Annotated in this window: 16 protein-coding genes; 14 read left to right on the top strand and 2 right to left on the bottom strand. The window is 66.9% G+C overall.

The window, feature by feature from the left end:
• Positions 1 to 16 precede the first annotated feature (16 nt).
• From polA to ACZ0AA_RS04090, 6 genes are all read left to right on the top strand, one after another.
• Complete coding sequence (gene polA, locus ACZ0AA_RS04115) at positions 17 to 2,650, top strand: DNA polymerase I (RefSeq protein WP_400860337.1); 2,634 nt, start codon at positions 17 to 19, stop codon at positions 2,648 to 2,650.
• A gap of 103 nt (positions 2,651 to 2,753) precedes the next feature.
• Entirely contained in the window at positions 2,754 to 4,430 is a 1,677-nt protein-coding gene (locus ACZ0AA_RS04110) for a DUF885 domain-containing protein (RefSeq protein WP_463512211.1), read from the top strand.
• A gap of 53 nt (positions 4,431 to 4,483) precedes the next feature.
• Positions 4,484 to 5,518: an LLM class flavin-dependent oxidoreductase gene (locus ACZ0AA_RS04105; protein WP_463512210.1), complete on the top strand. Its 1,035-nt coding sequence runs from the start codon at positions 4,484 to 4,486 to the stop codon at positions 5,516 to 5,518.
• 42 nt (positions 5,519 to 5,560) lie between these two features.
• Positions 5,561 to 6,913 carry an MFS transporter gene (locus tag ACZ0AA_RS04100; protein ID WP_463512209.1) on the top strand — a complete coding sequence of 451 codons (1,353 nt, stop codon included), beginning with the start codon at positions 5,561 to 5,563 and terminating at the stop codon, positions 6,911 to 6,913.
• A gap of 37 nt (positions 6,914 to 6,950) precedes the next feature.
• A complete protein-coding gene (locus ACZ0AA_RS04095) occupies positions 6,951 to 7,709 on the top strand; it encodes an SGNH/GDSL hydrolase family protein (protein ID WP_463512208.1) in 759 nt (252 codons plus the stop codon).
• Between the two features lie 11 nt (positions 7,710 to 7,720).
• Positions 7,721 to 8,461: a formylglycine-generating enzyme family protein gene (locus tag ACZ0AA_RS04090; RefSeq protein WP_463513819.1), complete on the top strand. Its 741-nt coding sequence runs from the start codon at positions 7,721 to 7,723 to the stop codon at positions 8,459 to 8,461.
• Positions 8,462 to 8,463: 2 nt separating this feature from the next.
• Here the strand turns inward: ACZ0AA_RS04090 and ACZ0AA_RS04085 are convergent, their stop codons facing one another.
• Positions 8,464 to 8,889, bottom strand: coding sequence for a GNAT family N-acetyltransferase (locus tag ACZ0AA_RS04085; protein WP_463512207.1), 426 nt, complete (start codon positions 8,887 to 8,889; stop codon positions 8,464 to 8,466).
• Positions 8,890 to 8,909: 20 nt separating this feature from the next.
• Entirely contained in the window at positions 8,910 to 10,235 is a 1,326-nt protein-coding gene (locus tag ACZ0AA_RS04080; RefSeq protein WP_463512206.1) for an MFS transporter, read from the bottom strand.
• A gap of 95 nt (positions 10,236 to 10,330) precedes the next feature.
• On the opposite strand from ACZ0AA_RS04080, the gene ACZ0AA_RS04075 reads away from it, so the two are divergent.
• From ACZ0AA_RS04075 to ACZ0AA_RS04040, 8 genes are all read left to right on the top strand, one after another.
• Positions 10,331 to 10,699, top strand: a complete 369-nt coding sequence (locus ACZ0AA_RS04075) for a VOC family protein (protein WP_463512205.1) — start codon at positions 10,331 to 10,333, stop codon at positions 10,697 to 10,699.
• A 150-nt stretch (positions 10,700 to 10,849) separates the two neighbouring features.
• Positions 10,850 to 11,263: a GNAT family N-acetyltransferase gene (locus ACZ0AA_RS04070; RefSeq protein WP_463513818.1), complete on the top strand. Its 414-nt coding sequence runs from the start codon at positions 10,850 to 10,852 to the stop codon at positions 11,261 to 11,263.
• A 27-nt stretch (positions 11,264 to 11,290) separates the two neighbouring features.
• Positions 11,291 to 11,623 carry an ArsR/SmtB family transcription factor gene (locus tag ACZ0AA_RS04065; RefSeq protein ID WP_463512204.1) on the top strand — a complete coding sequence of 111 codons (333 nt, stop codon included), beginning with the start codon at positions 11,291 to 11,293 and terminating at the stop codon, positions 11,621 to 11,623.
• Positions 11,620 to 12,117, top strand: coding sequence for an SRPBCC domain-containing protein (locus tag ACZ0AA_RS04060; protein WP_463512203.1), 498 nt, complete (start codon positions 11,620 to 11,622; stop codon positions 12,115 to 12,117). Before ACZ0AA_RS04065 ends, ACZ0AA_RS04060 begins: the two co-directional genes overlap by 4 nt.
• Complete coding sequence (locus ACZ0AA_RS04055; protein WP_463512202.1) at positions 12,114 to 12,704, top strand: GNAT family N-acetyltransferase; 591 nt, start codon at positions 12,114 to 12,116, stop codon at positions 12,702 to 12,704. The genes ACZ0AA_RS04060 and ACZ0AA_RS04055 overlap by 4 nt, the downstream gene beginning before the upstream one ends.
• Positions 12,701 to 13,261, top strand: coding sequence for a GNAT family N-acetyltransferase (locus ACZ0AA_RS04050; protein WP_463512201.1), 561 nt, complete (start codon positions 12,701 to 12,703; stop codon positions 13,259 to 13,261). Before ACZ0AA_RS04055 ends, ACZ0AA_RS04050 begins: the two co-directional genes overlap by 4 nt.
• Before the next feature lie 208 nt (positions 13,262 to 13,469).
• The gene (locus tag ACZ0AA_RS04045) at positions 13,470 to 14,315 is read left to right on the top strand and encodes a class I SAM-dependent methyltransferase (protein WP_463512200.1); all 846 of its coding nucleotides are present in this window, start codon (positions 13,470 to 13,472) and stop codon (positions 14,313 to 14,315) included.
• A gap of 46 nt (positions 14,316 to 14,361) precedes the next feature.
• A complete protein-coding gene (locus tag ACZ0AA_RS04040) occupies positions 14,362 to 15,783 on the top strand; it encodes a serine hydrolase domain-containing protein (RefSeq protein ID WP_463512199.1) in 1,422 nt (473 codons plus the stop codon).
• The last annotated feature ends 9 nt before the right edge of the window (positions 15,784 to 15,792 follow it).

Here is a 15,792-nt window from a genome sequence, read left to right as displayed (position 1 = left end):
TCGTTAGGCTGACAGGGTGACGGACTCCGCAAAGCCTACCCTCATGGTCGTCGACGGCCATTCGCTCGCCTATCGTGCCTTCTTCGCCCTCCCGGTCGAGAATTTCACGACCAAAGACAATCAGCACACGAACGCCATCTACGGCTTCCTGTCGATGCTGGTCAACCTCATCAAGGCCGAGCAGCCGACGCACATGGCGATCGCGTTCGACACGTCTCGCCATTCGTTCCGCACGGATGTCTATCCCGAATACAAGGCGACCCGGTCGGAGTCGCCCCAGGAGTTCCGTGGGCAGATCCCGCTGCTGCAGGACTGCCTCGCAGCGATGTCGATCCCGGTGCTCACGAAAGAGGGCGTGGAGGCCGACGACATCCTCGCCACGCTTGCGGCGCAGGGTGCGGAGCAGGGCTACGACGTCCTCGTGGTCTCTGGCGACCGTGACACCATCCAGCTGGTCACCGACGACGTGACGCTGCTGTACCCATCGGTGCAGGGCGTCTCGCAGCTCAAGCGGTACGACCCGGTGACGGTGCAGGAGCGCTATGGAGTCAGGCCAGAGCAGTACCCCGACATCGCCGCCCTCGTAGGCGAGACGAGTGACAACCTTCCCGGTGTGCCGAAGGTGGGCGAGAAGACCGCCGTCAAGTGGCTGACCCAGTTCGGCTCGCTCGACGATCTGCTCGAGCGCTCAGGCGAGATCAAAGGCGTCGTGGGCGGCAATCTGCGCGACCACATCGAAGACGTTCGCCGCAACCGGCGACTCAACCGACTGCTGCGTGACGTCGAACTTCCCGTCGCACCGGACGATCTCGCCGTCACGCCGATCGATGCCCAGGCCGTGCGCGACATCTTCGCCCGTCTCGAGTTCCGCACTCTGCTGCCTCGCGTGTTCGAGGCGGTCGGTGCGGGCGAGGTGGCCGATGACCCGGCGACGTCTGTGGTGCTGCCGGAGCCGACCCAGGTCACCGCGGCGGATTTCATCAGCTGGGCCGAGGCCCAGACGGACGACGTCGCGCTGCGGATCCTGGTGCAGAACGGCGCGCCCACCCGTGTGGGGGCCGCGACGGAGAAGGAGCTCCGTGAACTCGACTGGAACGATGAGGCAGCCGGCGTGCTTCGCCCATGGCTCGAGTCCGCGAGTCCCAAGGTGCTGCACGACGCCAAGCCACAGGTGAAGGCGCTGCTGCGCCTCGGCATCCGCCTCCAGGGACTCGCGTACGACACGAGCCTCGCCGGGTGGCTGCTGCGTCCGAGCTTCCCCGACAAGACCCTCTCCGACCTGGTCGAGCGCTATCTCGGTGAGAAGCTCCCCGAGGCAGACCCATCGCAGCTCGTTCCCGAGACCGAAGGCGCCACGCCCTCGCAGGAGGCATGGTTCGCGCTTCGCGTCGCCACCGCACTGCGCGAGGACATCCCCGAGTCGGTCGCGACCGTGCTGACCGACATCGAACTTCCGACGCTGCTCACGCTGGCCGACATGGAGGTCGCCGGAGTCGCCGTCTCGCACGACGTGCTCTCGACGTTCTCCGGAGAGCTGGCGACCCGCGCCGAGGGCCTCGCACAGGAGGCGTTCGGCATCGTCGGGCGCGAGTTCAATCTCGGATCTCCGAAGCAGCTGCAGGAGGTGCTGTTCGACGACCTGCAGCTCCCCAAGACCCGCAAGACCAAGACCGGCTACTCCACGGATGCCGCGGTGCTCGCTGACCTGCAGGAGTCCCACCCGCACCCGTTCCTCGGTCTGCTGCTGCAGCACCGCGAGGCGACGAAGCTGCGCCAGATCATCGAGTCCCTCGACACCGCCATCCAGGCCGATCAGCGCGTGCACACGACGTACGTGCAGACCGGCAGCCAGACCGGACGTCTGTCGAGCACCGACCCGAACCTCCAGAACATCCCGGTGCGCACCGAGGAATCCCGTCGCATCCGCAGCGCCTTCCAGGTGGGAGAGGGCTTCGAGTCGCTGCTCACCGCCGACTACTCCCAGATCGAGATGCGGATCATGGCCCACCTCTCGGGCGACGAAGGTCTCATCGAAGCGTTCAACAGCGGTGAGGATCTGCACCGGTTCGTCGGCGCGCGCGTCTTCGGAGTCGAGCCGAGCGATGTGACCTCTGCGATGCGCACCAAGGTGAAGGCGATGTCGTACGGGCTCGTCTACGGTCTCTCGGCCTTCGGGCTCTCGAAGCAGCTCCGCATCGAGCAGTCGGAGGCGAAGCAGCTGATGATCGAGTACTTCGCGCGGTTCGGGGCGGTGCGCGATTACCTCAGGGCATCCGTCATGAAGGCCAAGGAGGTCGGGTATACAGAGACGATCTTCGGACGGCGCCGACCGTTCCCCGATCTTTCGAGCCCGAACCGTGTGCTGCGCGAGAACGCGGAGCGCGCGGCGCTCAACGCGCCCATCCAAGGAAGCGCGGCCGACATCATGAAGATCGCGCTCCTGCACATCCACGAGGATCTGAGGTCAGAGGGCCTCGCCTCGCGCGCACTGCTGCAGATCCATGACGAGCTCGTCGTCGAAGTGGCTCCGGGGGAGTGGGACGCGGCCGAGCGGATCGTTCGAGCGCGGATGGGCGACGCAGCGGATCTCACCGTGCCGCTCGACGTCCAGGTCGGGCGCGGACAGGACTGGAACGAAGCAGCTCACTGAGCGCCACCGCGCAAGGGTGGGCGCGACGGCAGGGGCAGGGCCTGGAGCCCTGTGACGGGCATGCCGATATCTTGCGCCTGAGGTGCAGGGCTACGCTGGAGGGATGACCTCATCCCCTCGCACACCGTCTGCCATCGACAGAGTCGCCGATGAGTGGGTCGACACCATCGCGGTGCTCGCCCCGACGCTCGGCACCTACATCGGCCGAGACGAGGTCAATGACCGTTTCGGCGACCTGAGCCCCGAAGGGCACGAGCAGATCGCGTCAGCGACCCGTTCGACGCTCGCGAAGCTGGAGGCACTCGAGCCGGTCGATGCGATCGACGCTGTCACGAAGACCGATCTCTCCGCTGAGCTCAGCCTCGACCTCGAGCTCCATGACGCCGACTGGCACCTCCGCGACCTGAACGTCATCGCTTCCGTGCCCCAGGATGTGCGTTCGTCATTCGATCTGATGCCGACGGCCACCAGCGACGACTGGAGCGTCATCGCGACCCGTCTCGCTGCGGTGCCGGGCGCCCTCCGGGGCTACACCGAGACCCTGCGCGCAGGCATCGCCGCCGGAGTCACCCCCGCTCGGCGTCAGGTGGTCGAGGTCGCGACGCAGATCGACCGGTACACCGCTGATGACGGATTCTTCGCCGCGTTCGTCGCCGAGGCGTCTCCCCAGGAGGGCAACCTCCCCGCATCCCTCGCCCGCACCCTCGCCGACAACTCCGCTGCGGCGCGAGTCGCATACGACGAGCTGCGCAGCTTCCTCGCGGAGGAGCTGGCACCGGCGGCGACCGAGACCGATGCCGTGGGTCGAGAGCTCTATGCGCTGAACTCCCGTCGCTTCCTCGGTGCGACCATCGACCTTGACGAGACCTACGAATGGGGCCGCGAAGAGCTCGCCCGCATGGTCGCCGAACAGACCGCGATCGCGAACGAGATCCTTCCCGGGTCGTCGGTCGAAGAGGCCGTCGCCCATCTCGAGGCCGACCCGGCTCGCAAGCTCGTCGGCACCGAGGCGCTGCAGCGCTGGATGCAGGAGACGAGCGACCGTGCGGTCGCGGAACTCGGCGCGACGCACTTCGACATCCCTGAGGCGATCCGCACCCTCGAGTGCATGATCGCGCCGACCCAGGAGGGCGGCATCTACTACACCGGTCCGACCGATGACTTCTCGCGGCCGGGCCGGATGTGGTGGTCGGTTCCCGAGGGCGTCACCGAGTTCGACACGTGGCGCGAACTGACTACGGTGTACCACGAGGGCGTACCGGGGCACCATCTGCAGATCGCACAGGCGGTCTACAACCGTGCCGAGCTCAACTCCTGGCGTCGTCTGCTCGCCGGCACCTCCGGTCACGCCGAGGGATGGGCGCTCTACGCCGAGCGCCTGATGCAGCAGCTCGGCTATCTCGACGACCCGGCCGACCGCCTCGGCATGCTCGACGGCCAGAGGATGCGTGCGGCCCGCGTCGTGCTCGACATCGGTGTGCACCTCGGAAAGCCGCGCCTCGACGGCGAAGGCATCTGGGACGCGGATTACGCGTTGGACTTCATGCGCAAGAACGTGAACATGTCGGATCAGTTCGTCCAGTTCGAGGTCAACCGCTATCTCGGCTGGCCGGGCCAGGCGCCGTCCTACAAGGTGGGCCAGCGCATCTGGGAGCAGGTGCGTGACGCCTATCAGGCTGAACGGGGCGCGGACTTCGACGTCAAGGAGTTCCACAAGCGCGCTCTCGACATGGGAGGTGTCGGACTCGACACGCTCCGAACCGCCCTTCTGACGCGCTGAGGGAATGCGACGGTCGGGTCCGCTGTTCATTCAGCTGAATAGAAAGGGCTGACATGAGCATCGAGTTCGGGCTGGACACCTTCGGCGACATCACGAGAGGCGACGACGGCGAGCTCCTCACCGGCGCGCAGACGATCCGCAACATCGTCGAGCAGGCGGAGCGAGCCGACAGCGTCGGGGTCGACTTCTTCGGCGTGGGGGAGCACCACCGCACGGAGTTCGCGGTGTCGGCGCCGGAGATGGTGCTCGCCACCATCGCAGGTCGCACCAAGGACATCCGCCTCGGCACCGCCGTCACCGTGCTGTCCTCGGACGACCCCGTGCGCGTCTTCGAACGCTTCGCCACTCTCGATGCTCTCTCGAACGGACGAGCAGAGGTCGTGCTCGGCCGCGGTTCGTTCATCGAATCGTTCCCGCTCTTCGGCTACGACCTCCGCGACTACGACGCCCTCTTCGAGCAGAAGCTCGAACTCTTCGTCGAACTCCTCACCGAGCAGCCTGTGACGTGGTCCGGAACGATGCGCGCGTCGCTCGAGAATGCGAACGTCTTCCCGAAGACGGAGAACGGCCTGCGCACCTGGGTGGGGGTGGGCGGCAGCCCGGAGTCCGTCGTGCGGGTCGCACGTCATGGATTGGGCTTGATGCTCGCGATCATCGGAGGCCCCGCCGGTCGCTTCCGTCAGTTCGTCGACCTGTACCACCGTTCGGTGGCCTCCTTCGGCACGACCTCGCACCCGATCGCCGTGCACTCGCCGGGCCACATCGCCGACACAGACGAAGAGGCATGGGAGGCCGCCTACTCCGGGTTCGAGGCGATGAACAACACCATCGGCCGCGAGCGTGGATGGCCTCCGTACAGCCGGGCACGTTTCCAGAACGACGTGGGCCCGGCCGGAGCGCTCTACGTCGGCTCACCCGATCGCGTCGCGGCGAAGATCGCCGACACCGTCACGACACTCGGGCTCGGTCGATTCGACATGAAGTACGCGACCGGAACGCTGTCACACGATGCGATGATGCGCAGCGTCGAACTCTACGGCTCCGAGGTCATCCCTCGGGTGCGCCGCCTGCTCGCCGACCGCGACTGACGCGCAGCTCGGCAGCGCGGTGCGGCCCTCTACGATGAAGGAATGGCCAACACCGCGCTGCCGAGCCGGGCGTCGATCGCCGGGCGTCTCGATGAGCTCCCGTTCACGCGCCGCCACCTCCGTCTTCTCACCGGCTCAGGTGTCGGCTGGGCGCTGGACGCGATGGACGTCGGACTCATCTCCTTCATCCTCGCGGCGCTCACCCAGCAGTGGGGCCTGACGAAGACGGATGCGGGATGGATCGCGTCCGTCGGCTTCATCGGAATGGCGATCGGCGCGACCCTCGGCGGCCTCCTCGCCGACCGGCTCGGGCGGCGCCAGGTCTTCGCCTTGACCCTCCTGATCTATGGCGTCGCAACGGGAGCGAGCGCCCTCGTGAGTGGGCTCGCTGCTCTCCTCGTGTTGCGGTTCCTCGTCGGGCTGGGGCTCGGCGCCGAGCTTCCCGTGGCTTCCACCTATGTGAGCGAGTTCGCGCCGGCCCGTATCCGAGGCCGGCTCATCGTCATCCTCGAGGCGTTCTGGGCACTGGGCTGGACGGCCGCCGCGCTGATCGGCTTCTTCGTGATCCCCGCGTCCGACGAGGGCTGGCGATGGGCTTTCGCCCTCGGCGCGATCCCCGCCGTCTATGCCCTCATCGTGCGGTGGGGGCTGCCCGAGTCTCCGCGATGGCTCGCCTCACGCGGGCGCATCGCCGAGGCCGACCGGATCGTCGCGACCTTCGAAGCGGACGCGGGTGTCGAACCAGGGCCGGCGATCAGGCGAGAGCCGGTCTCGCGAGCGATCGCCGTCACCGCACGCGCGCGCTTGACCACGCTGTGGAACGCGGAGTTCCGGGTGCGCACCCTGTGCTTGTGGATCGTCTGGCTCTGCGTGAACTTCGCGTATTACGGCGCCTTCATCTGGATCCCCAGCATCCTGGTCGACGCGGGCTTCGATCTCGTACGCTCCTTCGGGTTCACTCTCATCATCACTCTCGCCCAGCTTCCGGGCTATGCGGTCGCCGCATGGCTCATCGAGGTGTGGGGCAGGCGCACGACGCTCTCAGTCTTCCTCGTCGGATCGGCCGTGTCGGCGGTGTTCTTCGGGACTTCGACGACCGAGGCGACCATCATCGCCTCCGGCATGGCACTCTCGTTCTTCAATCTCGGCGCCTGGGGTGCGCTGTACGCCGTCACCCCGGAGATCTACCCGACATCCTTGCGAGGAACCGGGGCGGGCTGGGCCGCGGGGGTCGGCCGCATCGCGTCGATCGTCGCCCCGCTGGCCGTGCCGGTCGTGCTCGTCGCCGGGGGAGCACCTGTGCTGTTCGCGGTGTTCGGAGCATGCTTCATCGTCGCCGCGGCGGCGGCCTGGGGCCTGGTCGATCGCGGCGGGATGGCACTCGACGACCGCTGATGCCCGCCGTGTCCGTGCGCGGGAATAGGCTGTCGAGGTGACTGACGTTCGCTATGTGGCCATCGGAGACTCCTTCACCGAGGGAGTGGGTGACGTTCTGCCGGACGGTCGCGAACGAGGGTGGGCGGATCTCGTGGCTCAGGGCTGGGCGGATGCCGCCGGTCACTCCATCAGCTACGCGAACCTCGCGATCCGCGGCAAGCTGGCCTGGCCGATCGTCGAGCAGCAGCTGGAGCCCGCGCTCGCACTGCGGCCGACTCATCTTTCGTTCAACGGCGGCGGCAATGACATGCTCCGACCGAGGACCGACCTCGAGCACATCGCGGACGCGTTCAGTCGGGTTCTGCGCCGGTGCGACGAAGAGGGCGTCACCCTGATTCTGCTCTCCGGGGCGAACCCGAGCGGGCAGCTTCCGATGGGGGCGCTCGTGCAACGTCGCGGCGACCTGCTCTCCGACGCCGTGCTGCGCAGGGTCGAGGGTCGCGACGACGTCGTGCGGGCGCTGAACTGGCCCGATCGAGAGCTCGCGGACGCGAAGTACTGGTCGGCCGATCGCCTGCACATGAGCGCCGCCGGTCACCACCGCGTCGCCGCGCGGGTGCTGCAGGGCTTGGGGTTCGAGCCGCCGTCGACGTGGTGGTCTCCGACCTCTCTCACTGCGGGCGGCCCGGCAGGACTCGCCTACTACCGCGAGTACGTCGGCCCCTGGGTCAGGCGGCGAGTCACACGCACCTCCTCCGGTGACGGCCGTGCGGCGAAGTACCCCGACTGGGTCGAGAGGGTTCCGCACGCGTGACCGACATCGAGATGCGCCACATCTCCGGCGGCTCCGTCACCCTTCACGATGCGCGCCGCAAAGTCGAGCGCACGGTCGCCGTCGAGGACTTCGAGATCGGGGTGTTCCCGATCACCGAGGAGCAGCTCGCGGAGATCCTGCCCATCGCGTCTCGGCATCCTCGGCGACCCGCTGTCGATATCAGCTGGTTGCGCGCCGTCCACTTCTGCAATGCCGCCTCCGAATGGGAAGGCCTTGATCCGGTATATCGGTTCGACGGCGAGGAGGTCAGCTGGGATGCGACAGGGGACGGGTATCGGCTGCCCACCGAGGCCGAATGGGAGTACGCCTGCAGGGCGGGCTCGGTGGGTCCTCACTACGCCCCTCTTGCTGACGCCGCCTGGACGAGTGCCGATGCGATCTCCTCGCCGCAGGAGGTCGGTGGCAAGCTGCCGAACCTCAACGGACTCTTCGACACCCTCGGCAACGTGTGGGAGTGGTGCTGGGATCTTCTGGATCCGGCGCGCTACGGCGACTACCGGGTGTTCCGTGGTGGCGGATTCGCGGACGATTCCTGGAGTGTGCGGGCATCCGTGCGCCGAGGGGGAGGACCCCGGATGCATCACGAGGACGTCGGCATGCGCGTCGCCCGAGGGGCCTTCGACACCTCGGACGATGCACAGGGGTGGTCGGTGCGAGCAGATCGCGAGCGGGCGTTCGTCGACGGCGCCGTACCGTTCGGTTGGACGCCGCTGAGGCGACCCGGGCGCTGACGTCACCCGCGATCGATCAGCTTCACCATGTAGTGCTTCGGGTCGGCCGACGGAGCGAAGCCGTACTGCGCGTACAGGCCGCTGGCGGTGCTGGTGGCGAGCATGATGCGCTTGACCGTCGAGGAGTCGCGAAGGTCGTCCAGCACGCCTTCGACCAGCATCCGCCCGATTCCGTGCCCGCGTGCGCTCGTGTCGACGAACACGTCGCAGAGCCGTGCGAAGGTCACTCCATCGGTGACGACGCGGGCATACCCCACCTGCCGGTCGTCCTGGTCGCGGATCGAGTAGTTGCGCGATGCGTCGATCGCGGCATCCTGGGCCGTGCGACTACGGCCCTTCGCCCAGTACGACTCCTCACTCAGCCAGCGATGCACCAGCGCGCGATCGATCAGGGCGCGGTCGTTCGAGAAGGTGAAGGTCGTGGGCATGAGCATCATCCTAGAAGCCGTCAGCGCCGCCTCTCGGGATCCAAGCCCATCCTGATGCGCGTGCGCTTGCGCTCGATCAGGATGAAGGTGACGCCGAGGATCCAGAGCGGGATGGGCATGAGGAACGCGACCCGGAACGCCTCCAGCGAATAGGTCTCCGGGGTCCCTGCCCCTTGAAGGTCGAGCGCGAGGCCGATGAGGAAGATCGCGATCAGAGCCGCGATGAACCCGCCCGCGTTCGTCACTCCGGTCGCCGTGCTCAGGCGGTGCGACGGATTGTGGGTGCGCGCGTGGTCGAAGGCGATCATGCTCGCCGGGCCCCCAGTCGCGAGAGCGACGGCGAGCACGTAGAGCAGCCAGAGTGGCGCCGGCTCGGGCAGAGCGAGAACGACCAGCCAGGCGACGAACTGCACCCCGACCGCAGGCAGGACGAGTGCGAGCGAGCGCTGATTCGGCAGACGTCGCGACAGGTCGCCGATGATGGGACCGAGCGCCATTCCGGCGACCACGTACACGGAGATGATCCCCGCCGCGTGCGCGGTGTCGAGGCCCTGAGCCGCGGTGAGGAACGGCATTCCCCAGAGCAGGATGAAGGCTGTGCCGGCGAACGGAGTCGTGAAATGAGACCAGAAGGCGAGTCGGGTGCCGGGGTGAGCCCACGCCGCTCGGATCCCGACGCCGGTGTCGATCGCCGAGGTGACCACGCGGATCACGCCCGTGTCGGTGTTGACCGTCACGTCTGCACCACGCTCGACCGGGTGATTGCGGATCACGAGCGCGACGAGGATCGTGAACAGGACGCCGAGCCCGGCGATGCTGCCGAAGGTGATCGTCCACGTGGTCGCGTGCAGAAGAGCTGCCAGAGGAACGAGAGCGACCAGCTGGCCCGCCTGACCGATGATGCCGGTGAACTGCACCATGATCGGTCCCCGCTGTGCGGGGAACCAGGTCGCCACCAGCCGGAGCACCGCGGGGAAGATCGCCGCGTCGCCGGCGCCGAGCAGGACGCGAGCGAAGATGGCGATCCCGATACCGGGGGAGAGGGCCATGGCGAGCTGGCCTGCGGCCATCAGCAGCATGCCGATCGTCATGATCGGGCGGGAGCCGAAACGATCGAGCAGGATGCCGATGGGGATCTGCATGCCGCCGTAGACGGCGAGCTGAACGACGGCGAACAGGGCGAGGGTCGAGGCGTCCGCCTGGAACCGGTCGGCTGCCTCCACACCGACGGCACCGAGGGAGGTTCGGTTCGTGATCGCGAGGACGTACGCCGCGACACCTACGCCCCAGATGAGCCAGGCCCTCCAACCCGGGGTGGTCACGGGAGAGCGGGGAACCTGTTGCACTCCTCCCACGGTACTCCTGGTCCGGCGGTATCCCGACGCGCGGACTCTCGGAGCATGGGCTGTCGAATGTCCGACGCTCTCGCTACCGTGGCCGCATGACTCCTGCACCTGTGCACCACTCCATCAACTACGTCGAGCTCGTCGTCAATGATCTCGACACCGCGAAGCGCTTCTATCGAGATGCATTCGGGTGGGTCTTCGTCGACTACGGCCCCGCGTACGCCGGCATCGCCTCACCGACGGGCGACGGGTCGGAGGTGGGCGGCCTACTGGCATCCGACCAGGCACGACCGGCCGGCGGTCCCCTCGTGCTGCTCTACTCGGACGACCTCGATGCGACTCAGGCTGCGATCACGGAAGCGGGTGGCGCGGTGACCCAGGGGCCGTACGACTTCCCTGGTGGTCGGCGATTGCATTTCGTCGACCCCAGCGGCAACGAGCTGGGAGTCTGGGCCGCACAGTGAAGGCAGAATGAGGATGTGACGTCCCAACCTCATTCTCACCCTTCGCACGACGAGCGCCGCCCGTCGATCCGTGTTCGTGAGTCGCTGTGGGACGACGCCGATACGACCGCGGTGAGTGAGCTCGTTCGCACCTATCTCCTGCAGACGGAGATGGAGAAGATCACGCATGGCCAGGGAGAGTCGGTTGCGCCGACGACAGTGCTGCCTCAGAGATATGAGCGGGAGGTAGCGGATCCACGCGCAGCCTACGCGGATTGCACGACCCTTCTCGCCTCGATCGAACAGCGGCCCGTCGGAGTAGTGGTCGTCCGGGTCGATGGGGGAGAGGGCGAGATCAAGCGCCTCTGGGCAGATCCGGACCTCCGCGGACGTGGACTCGGATCTGCGTTGCTGGATGCTGCGCTGGCACGGACATCCGGGCGCGTCCGTCTGTCCGTCTGGGAGTGGCGGGCTCCGGCGATCGGCCTCTACGAATCTCGCGGTTTCGAGAGGGTCGCTTCCTGGGACGATCGGGAGGGACTCATCTGCATGGTAAGACCCGCAGATACTATGCTCTTGCGCTAACCATCTGCGTGCACAATACTTATCCTCATGGCTAACCATGACGGCGCGAACGAGGTGTTTCTGGCTCTCGCCGACCCCACACGGCGCGAGGTCATCCGCGCGCTCGGCCGCGGTCCCGCAAGCGTGGGGGAGCTCGCCCACCCCTTCGCGATCACGCTCCCGTCGTTCATGAAGCACATTCGCACGCTGGAGGACAGCGGGCTCATCCGCACCTTCAAGAGCGGTCGCGTGCGCACCTGCATACTCGACCGCGACCGTCTCGCAGTCGTGGAGGACTGGATCGAGGAGCAACGGCATGTCTGGGATGACCGGACGGACCGCCTCGAAGCCCTCGTGACCGATCCGGAGGAGACCCGATGACCAGCACCGCACTCGACCCGCGACTCGACCTGACTCTGCAGAGGACGATCCGTGCGTCGCCGTCGTCGCTGTGGCGCGCGTGGACCGACCCTGAGCTTCTCGCCCGGTGGTGGGTACCCGCGCCCATGCAGGCACGGGTCGATCGGCTCGACGTGCAACCCGGTGGCGCCTTCGTCACAAGCATGCGCGAGACAGCAGGGGAGTACCTGCCGCATACCGATGGGATCTTCCTCGTCGTGGAGCGCGAGAGACGACTGGTCTTCACCAACGCCATCGACAGCTCCTGGCGGCCGGCGAAGCCCGAGCCGGTCTCGATGACGGCGGAGATCATCCTCGACGAACACGCCGACGGTACGGCGTATCGTGTGATCGTGCGCCACGGTGATCCCGCCGCGCGGAATCTGCACGAAGACCTCGGCTTCTTCGAAGGCTGGGGTTCGGTGACGTCGGCGCTGGCCGAACTCGTCGAGACCGGATCGGCGGCAGGGGAGTGAACACCGCTCTCCGCTCGCGGGGCGCTCTGGGCGGGGAGACTCTGCGAACCGAGCGATTAGTCCTCCGACCTCAGGCGATCGCGGACGCGGACGTATTCCACCGGCTGTGGACCGAGCGTGACGAGCGCGTGCCCGCTCGTCGGAAGCTCGATGCCGACGGGCGCCCGACGGTCTCCGACATAGCGGCCCGGATCGCGAACGAGGGAAGGCAGCGCTCCGACCTGCTGTCTGTAGAGGACGCTGCGACCGGCGACGTGTACGGCTACTGCGGACTCATCTTCAAGGACAACGGAGCAGAGGGCGAGCCGGAGATCGCGTTCGAACTTCTGCGCAGCGCCCACAATCGCAGGTACGCGACGGAGGCCGCCACAGCCGTTCTCGCCTGGGCGGTTTCAGCAGGCCATGAGCGAGCCTGGGCGAGCGTCTGGGAATGGAATGTCGCCTCGCGCCGCGTGCTCGAGAAGCTCGGCTTCGTGGACTCAGCTCGTGATCGCCCCGCGAGCGAGCACGGGCGGAACATCCTGACGGTGAGGGCGCTACGTCCGACGCCACCATCGTCGATCCGACTCGCGGAGGATTCTGAATGACCGAACACGTCGTCATCGTCGAGCACGACGCTCTGTCCGATTCTCAGTCGGCCGCACTGCGAGATCTCTTCGACCGCGAGTACCAAGCAGAGCACGGAGCGTGGAACCCAGACCGCCCGTACGGCTACTCACCGGCTGACGTCCACACGGTGATCTTCCATGGCGCGATCGCGGTCGCGCATGTCGGATTCCAACGGCGCGTCATCCGCGTCGGCGACCGAGAGGTCGCGGTGGCTGGAACCGGGGGAGTCCTGGTCCATCCGGAGTGGCGCTCCGACGGAGTCGGCCGTCGCGTGATGGCTCACGCCCAACAGGTCATGCGCGACGACGATCGCGTGGACTTCGGCTACCTCGGGTGCCGAGAAGAGGTGGCGTCGTTCTACGAACGCACCGGGTGGTCGCGGGTTGATGCGGTGGAGCGTCACGTGTCGATGAGCGACGCGAGCGAGACGGTGACATCTTCAGCGGGGCCGATATTCGTGTTCGCGTCCACCTCAGGCGCCGGCGCAGATCCGTGGCCGCAGGGTGACATCGACCTTCATGGCACTCCCTGGTGATGACCCTCACGAGCGTCGGCCGACAGAGGAATCCCTCTGCTGCAGCGCTTCCGACGGGTGTACTTGCGCAGCAGACCTTCGACGCGGCGCTTTCCATCAAGGCGATCCCCACCCGAGAGAAGAGGCCCCTCCCGGTTCGAGCTGACATAATGTGCATTATCGGCATTACCGTGATCAGCGTGAACGAGGCTGTCGATAGGCTCGAGACGTGAACGGAAGCAACGTCGAGATCGATTGGGAAGCCGCGCGCAGCGCGAATCTGCAGAACTGGAACGACCGCGTGCCGTTGCACCAAGCTGCGTACGGATTGGATGCGTTCGACGAGCCGGGTCACATCAGCGACGTCGTGACCGACGACCTGCCGGTGCTCACTCGCTTCCTGCCCAGCGCGAGCCTGTCAGGACTCGATCTCTGCCATCTCCAATGCCACATCGGCACGGATACCATCTCGCTGGCACGCTCCGGGGCGATCGTGACGGGCGTCGACTTCTCAGAGCCCGCGCTCCGCGCTGCAGAAGCGCTCGCGAACCGCACGGGCGTCTCAGCCACCTGGGTCCACACCGACGTGCTCGATGCGCGCGACGCAGTGTCTGGCGACTTCGACGTCGTGTACACGAGCATCGGGACGATCTGCTGGCTCGAGGATCTCGATCGGTGGGCTGCGCAGATCGTCGCATTGCTGCGCCCGGGCGGCACGTTCTTCATCCGCGACGGCCATCCGGCGCTGCTCGCACTCGACGAGGATGCACCCGGGCTCACGACGCGCTACCCGTACTTCGGCGACGGCCGCGCACAGCAATGGGACGACGAGTCCACCTATGCCGGAGACGGCAAGGTCACTCACCCGCGCACGTACGAGTGGCCGCACCCCCTCTCCGAGATCCTCGGCTCCTTGCTTCGCGCAGGGCTCCGTCTCGTCCACTTCGACGAGGGCCGCACCCTCCCCTGGCGATTCAGCCCTCGAATGGTCGACGTCCCCCGCGGGTACGCTTGGCCCGAGGCCGAGCGCAACCTCGTGCCGTGCACTTACACGATCGTCGCCCACAAGGACTGACCTTCGGAGACCTGCCATATCGGCGAGGTACCCGTACGATGACGTCGTGATTCTGCCACGTGCGACCCCTTCGTCCGTTGCCATCTCATCTCCGGCGATCGGCGCACTACTCGATCGACTGCAGCATCTCGACATCGAGTGCCATTCGCTCATGATCACGCGCCGAGGCCGGGTCGTCGCGGAGGGATGGTGGGCGCCATATTCGGCCACTCGGCCGCACCTGCTCTACTCGCTGACGAAATCCTTCACGGCGATGGCCGTGGGGATGATGATTGACGACGGGCTGCTGAAACTCGACGATCGGGTCATCGACATCCTCCCGGCTCACGTCCCCCCAGACATGCCGCCCCGCGCACGTCTGCTCACGGTTCACCACCTGCTGACGATGACCGCCGGACACGCCGAGGACACGCTGGCGGGTGCGTGGGAACTCGAGCCGCAGGATCTGGTGCGAGGCTATCTGCGGATGTCGATCGAGGCCCAACCCGGGATCCAGCACACCTACGACAACGCGACCACCTTCGTACTGGCCAGAATGGTCGAGCAGGTCGGCGGTAGGTCGCTGTCCACGCTCTTGGCCCAGCGGCTCTTCGAGCCGATGGGTATCACCGATGTCGAGTGGGATCGAGTCGGCAGCGGCGCCGAGTTCGGCTTTCACGGCCTGCATCTCACCACGGAGGCCGTGGCAGCCTTCGGTGAGTTGATGCTGCGCGGCGGCGCCTGGCGAGGACGACAGTTGCTGTCTCGGGAGTGGATGGACCGTGCGACTCGCAAGCACATCGACAGTCGGCACTACTCGCCGGGTGCGCCCGGCAAGGACTTTCACGCCGGTTACGGATATCAGATCTGGATGTCCAGACACGGCTTCCACGGCAACGGCGCCTTCGGCCAGCAATGCGTCGTGGTTCCCGACTTCGATCTGGTCGTCGTGTTGACAGCCGCGCACACCGAGGTCGAACACGCCCAGGAGGTGCTCGACGCGATCTGGGATTGTCTGCTCCCCGGCGTCGATATACCCGGCGGCCCTGATGCGGATGCCATCTTGGCTCGGCGGCTTCGACAGCTGGCCATGCCCACGGTCGACGGTGACGAGCGGCGAGCCTCGATGCCTGTGACCGCCACCGTCGACGGCGCGCTCGAAGGATCCGCGTTGCCGGACGGTACTCCGCTCGTGATCGACGCGCGGCCGGGCGGGTGGGTGATCCAGTTCGCGGACTCGTTCGCCGTGCACGCAGGCTACGGTTGCTGGTCCGAGAGCAGTCCTCTGGGGCGCCCGGTCGTCGCATGCGGGGCATGGCAGGACGAGGCGTTCGTGTGTGAGATGCGCATCGTGAGCACACCGCATCGGGTGCGGTTGACAGTTCGGGGTGGAACTGCAGAACTCGTCTGGGTGACCAGTCCGCTCACTGGCACGGATCTGACGGTGCACCTGACATCGCCGCTGATGACCCGGCCCGACGTGGCCTGACCCGGCCTC

It is taken from the genome of Microbacterium sp. AC035, from assembly GCF_979258485.1.
The sequence above is the reverse complement of the archived record's forward strand: the minus strand, read 5'-3'. Positions and strand labels throughout refer to the sequence as shown.

Coding starts and splice junctions, on each gene's coding strand:
- ACZ0AA_RS04050 (WP_463512201.1), top strand. CDS start 12,701: ATGACCGAACACGTCGTCATCGTCGAGCACGACGCTCTGTCCGATTCT.
- ACZ0AA_RS04070 (WP_463513818.1), top strand. CDS start 10,850: ATGGAGAAGATCACGCATGGCCAGGGAGAGTCGGTTGCGCCGACGACA.
- ACZ0AA_RS04065 (WP_463512204.1), top strand. CDS start 11,291: ATGGCTAACCATGACGGCGCGAACGAGGTGTTTCTGGCTCTCGCCGAC.
- ACZ0AA_RS04085 (WP_463512207.1), bottom strand. CDS start 8,889: ATGCCCACGACCTTCACCTTCTCGAACGACCGCGCCCTGATCGATCGC.
- ACZ0AA_RS04090 (WP_463513819.1), top strand. CDS start 7,721: ATGCGCCACATCTCCGGCGGCTCCGTCACCCTTCACGATGCGCGCCGC.
- ACZ0AA_RS04105 (WP_463512210.1), top strand. CDS start 4,484: ATGAGCATCGAGTTCGGGCTGGACACCTTCGGCGACATCACGAGAGGC.
- ACZ0AA_RS04060 (WP_463512203.1), top strand. CDS start 11,620: ATGACCAGCACCGCACTCGACCCGCGACTCGACCTGACTCTGCAGAGG.
- ACZ0AA_RS04110 (WP_463512211.1), top strand. CDS start 2,754: ATGACCTCATCCCCTCGCACACCGTCTGCCATCGACAGAGTCGCCGAT.
- ACZ0AA_RS04100 (WP_463512209.1), top strand. CDS start 5,561: ATGGCCAACACCGCGCTGCCGAGCCGGGCGTCGATCGCCGGGCGTCTC.
- ACZ0AA_RS04075 (WP_463512205.1), top strand. CDS start 10,331: ATGACTCCTGCACCTGTGCACCACTCCATCAACTACGTCGAGCTCGTC.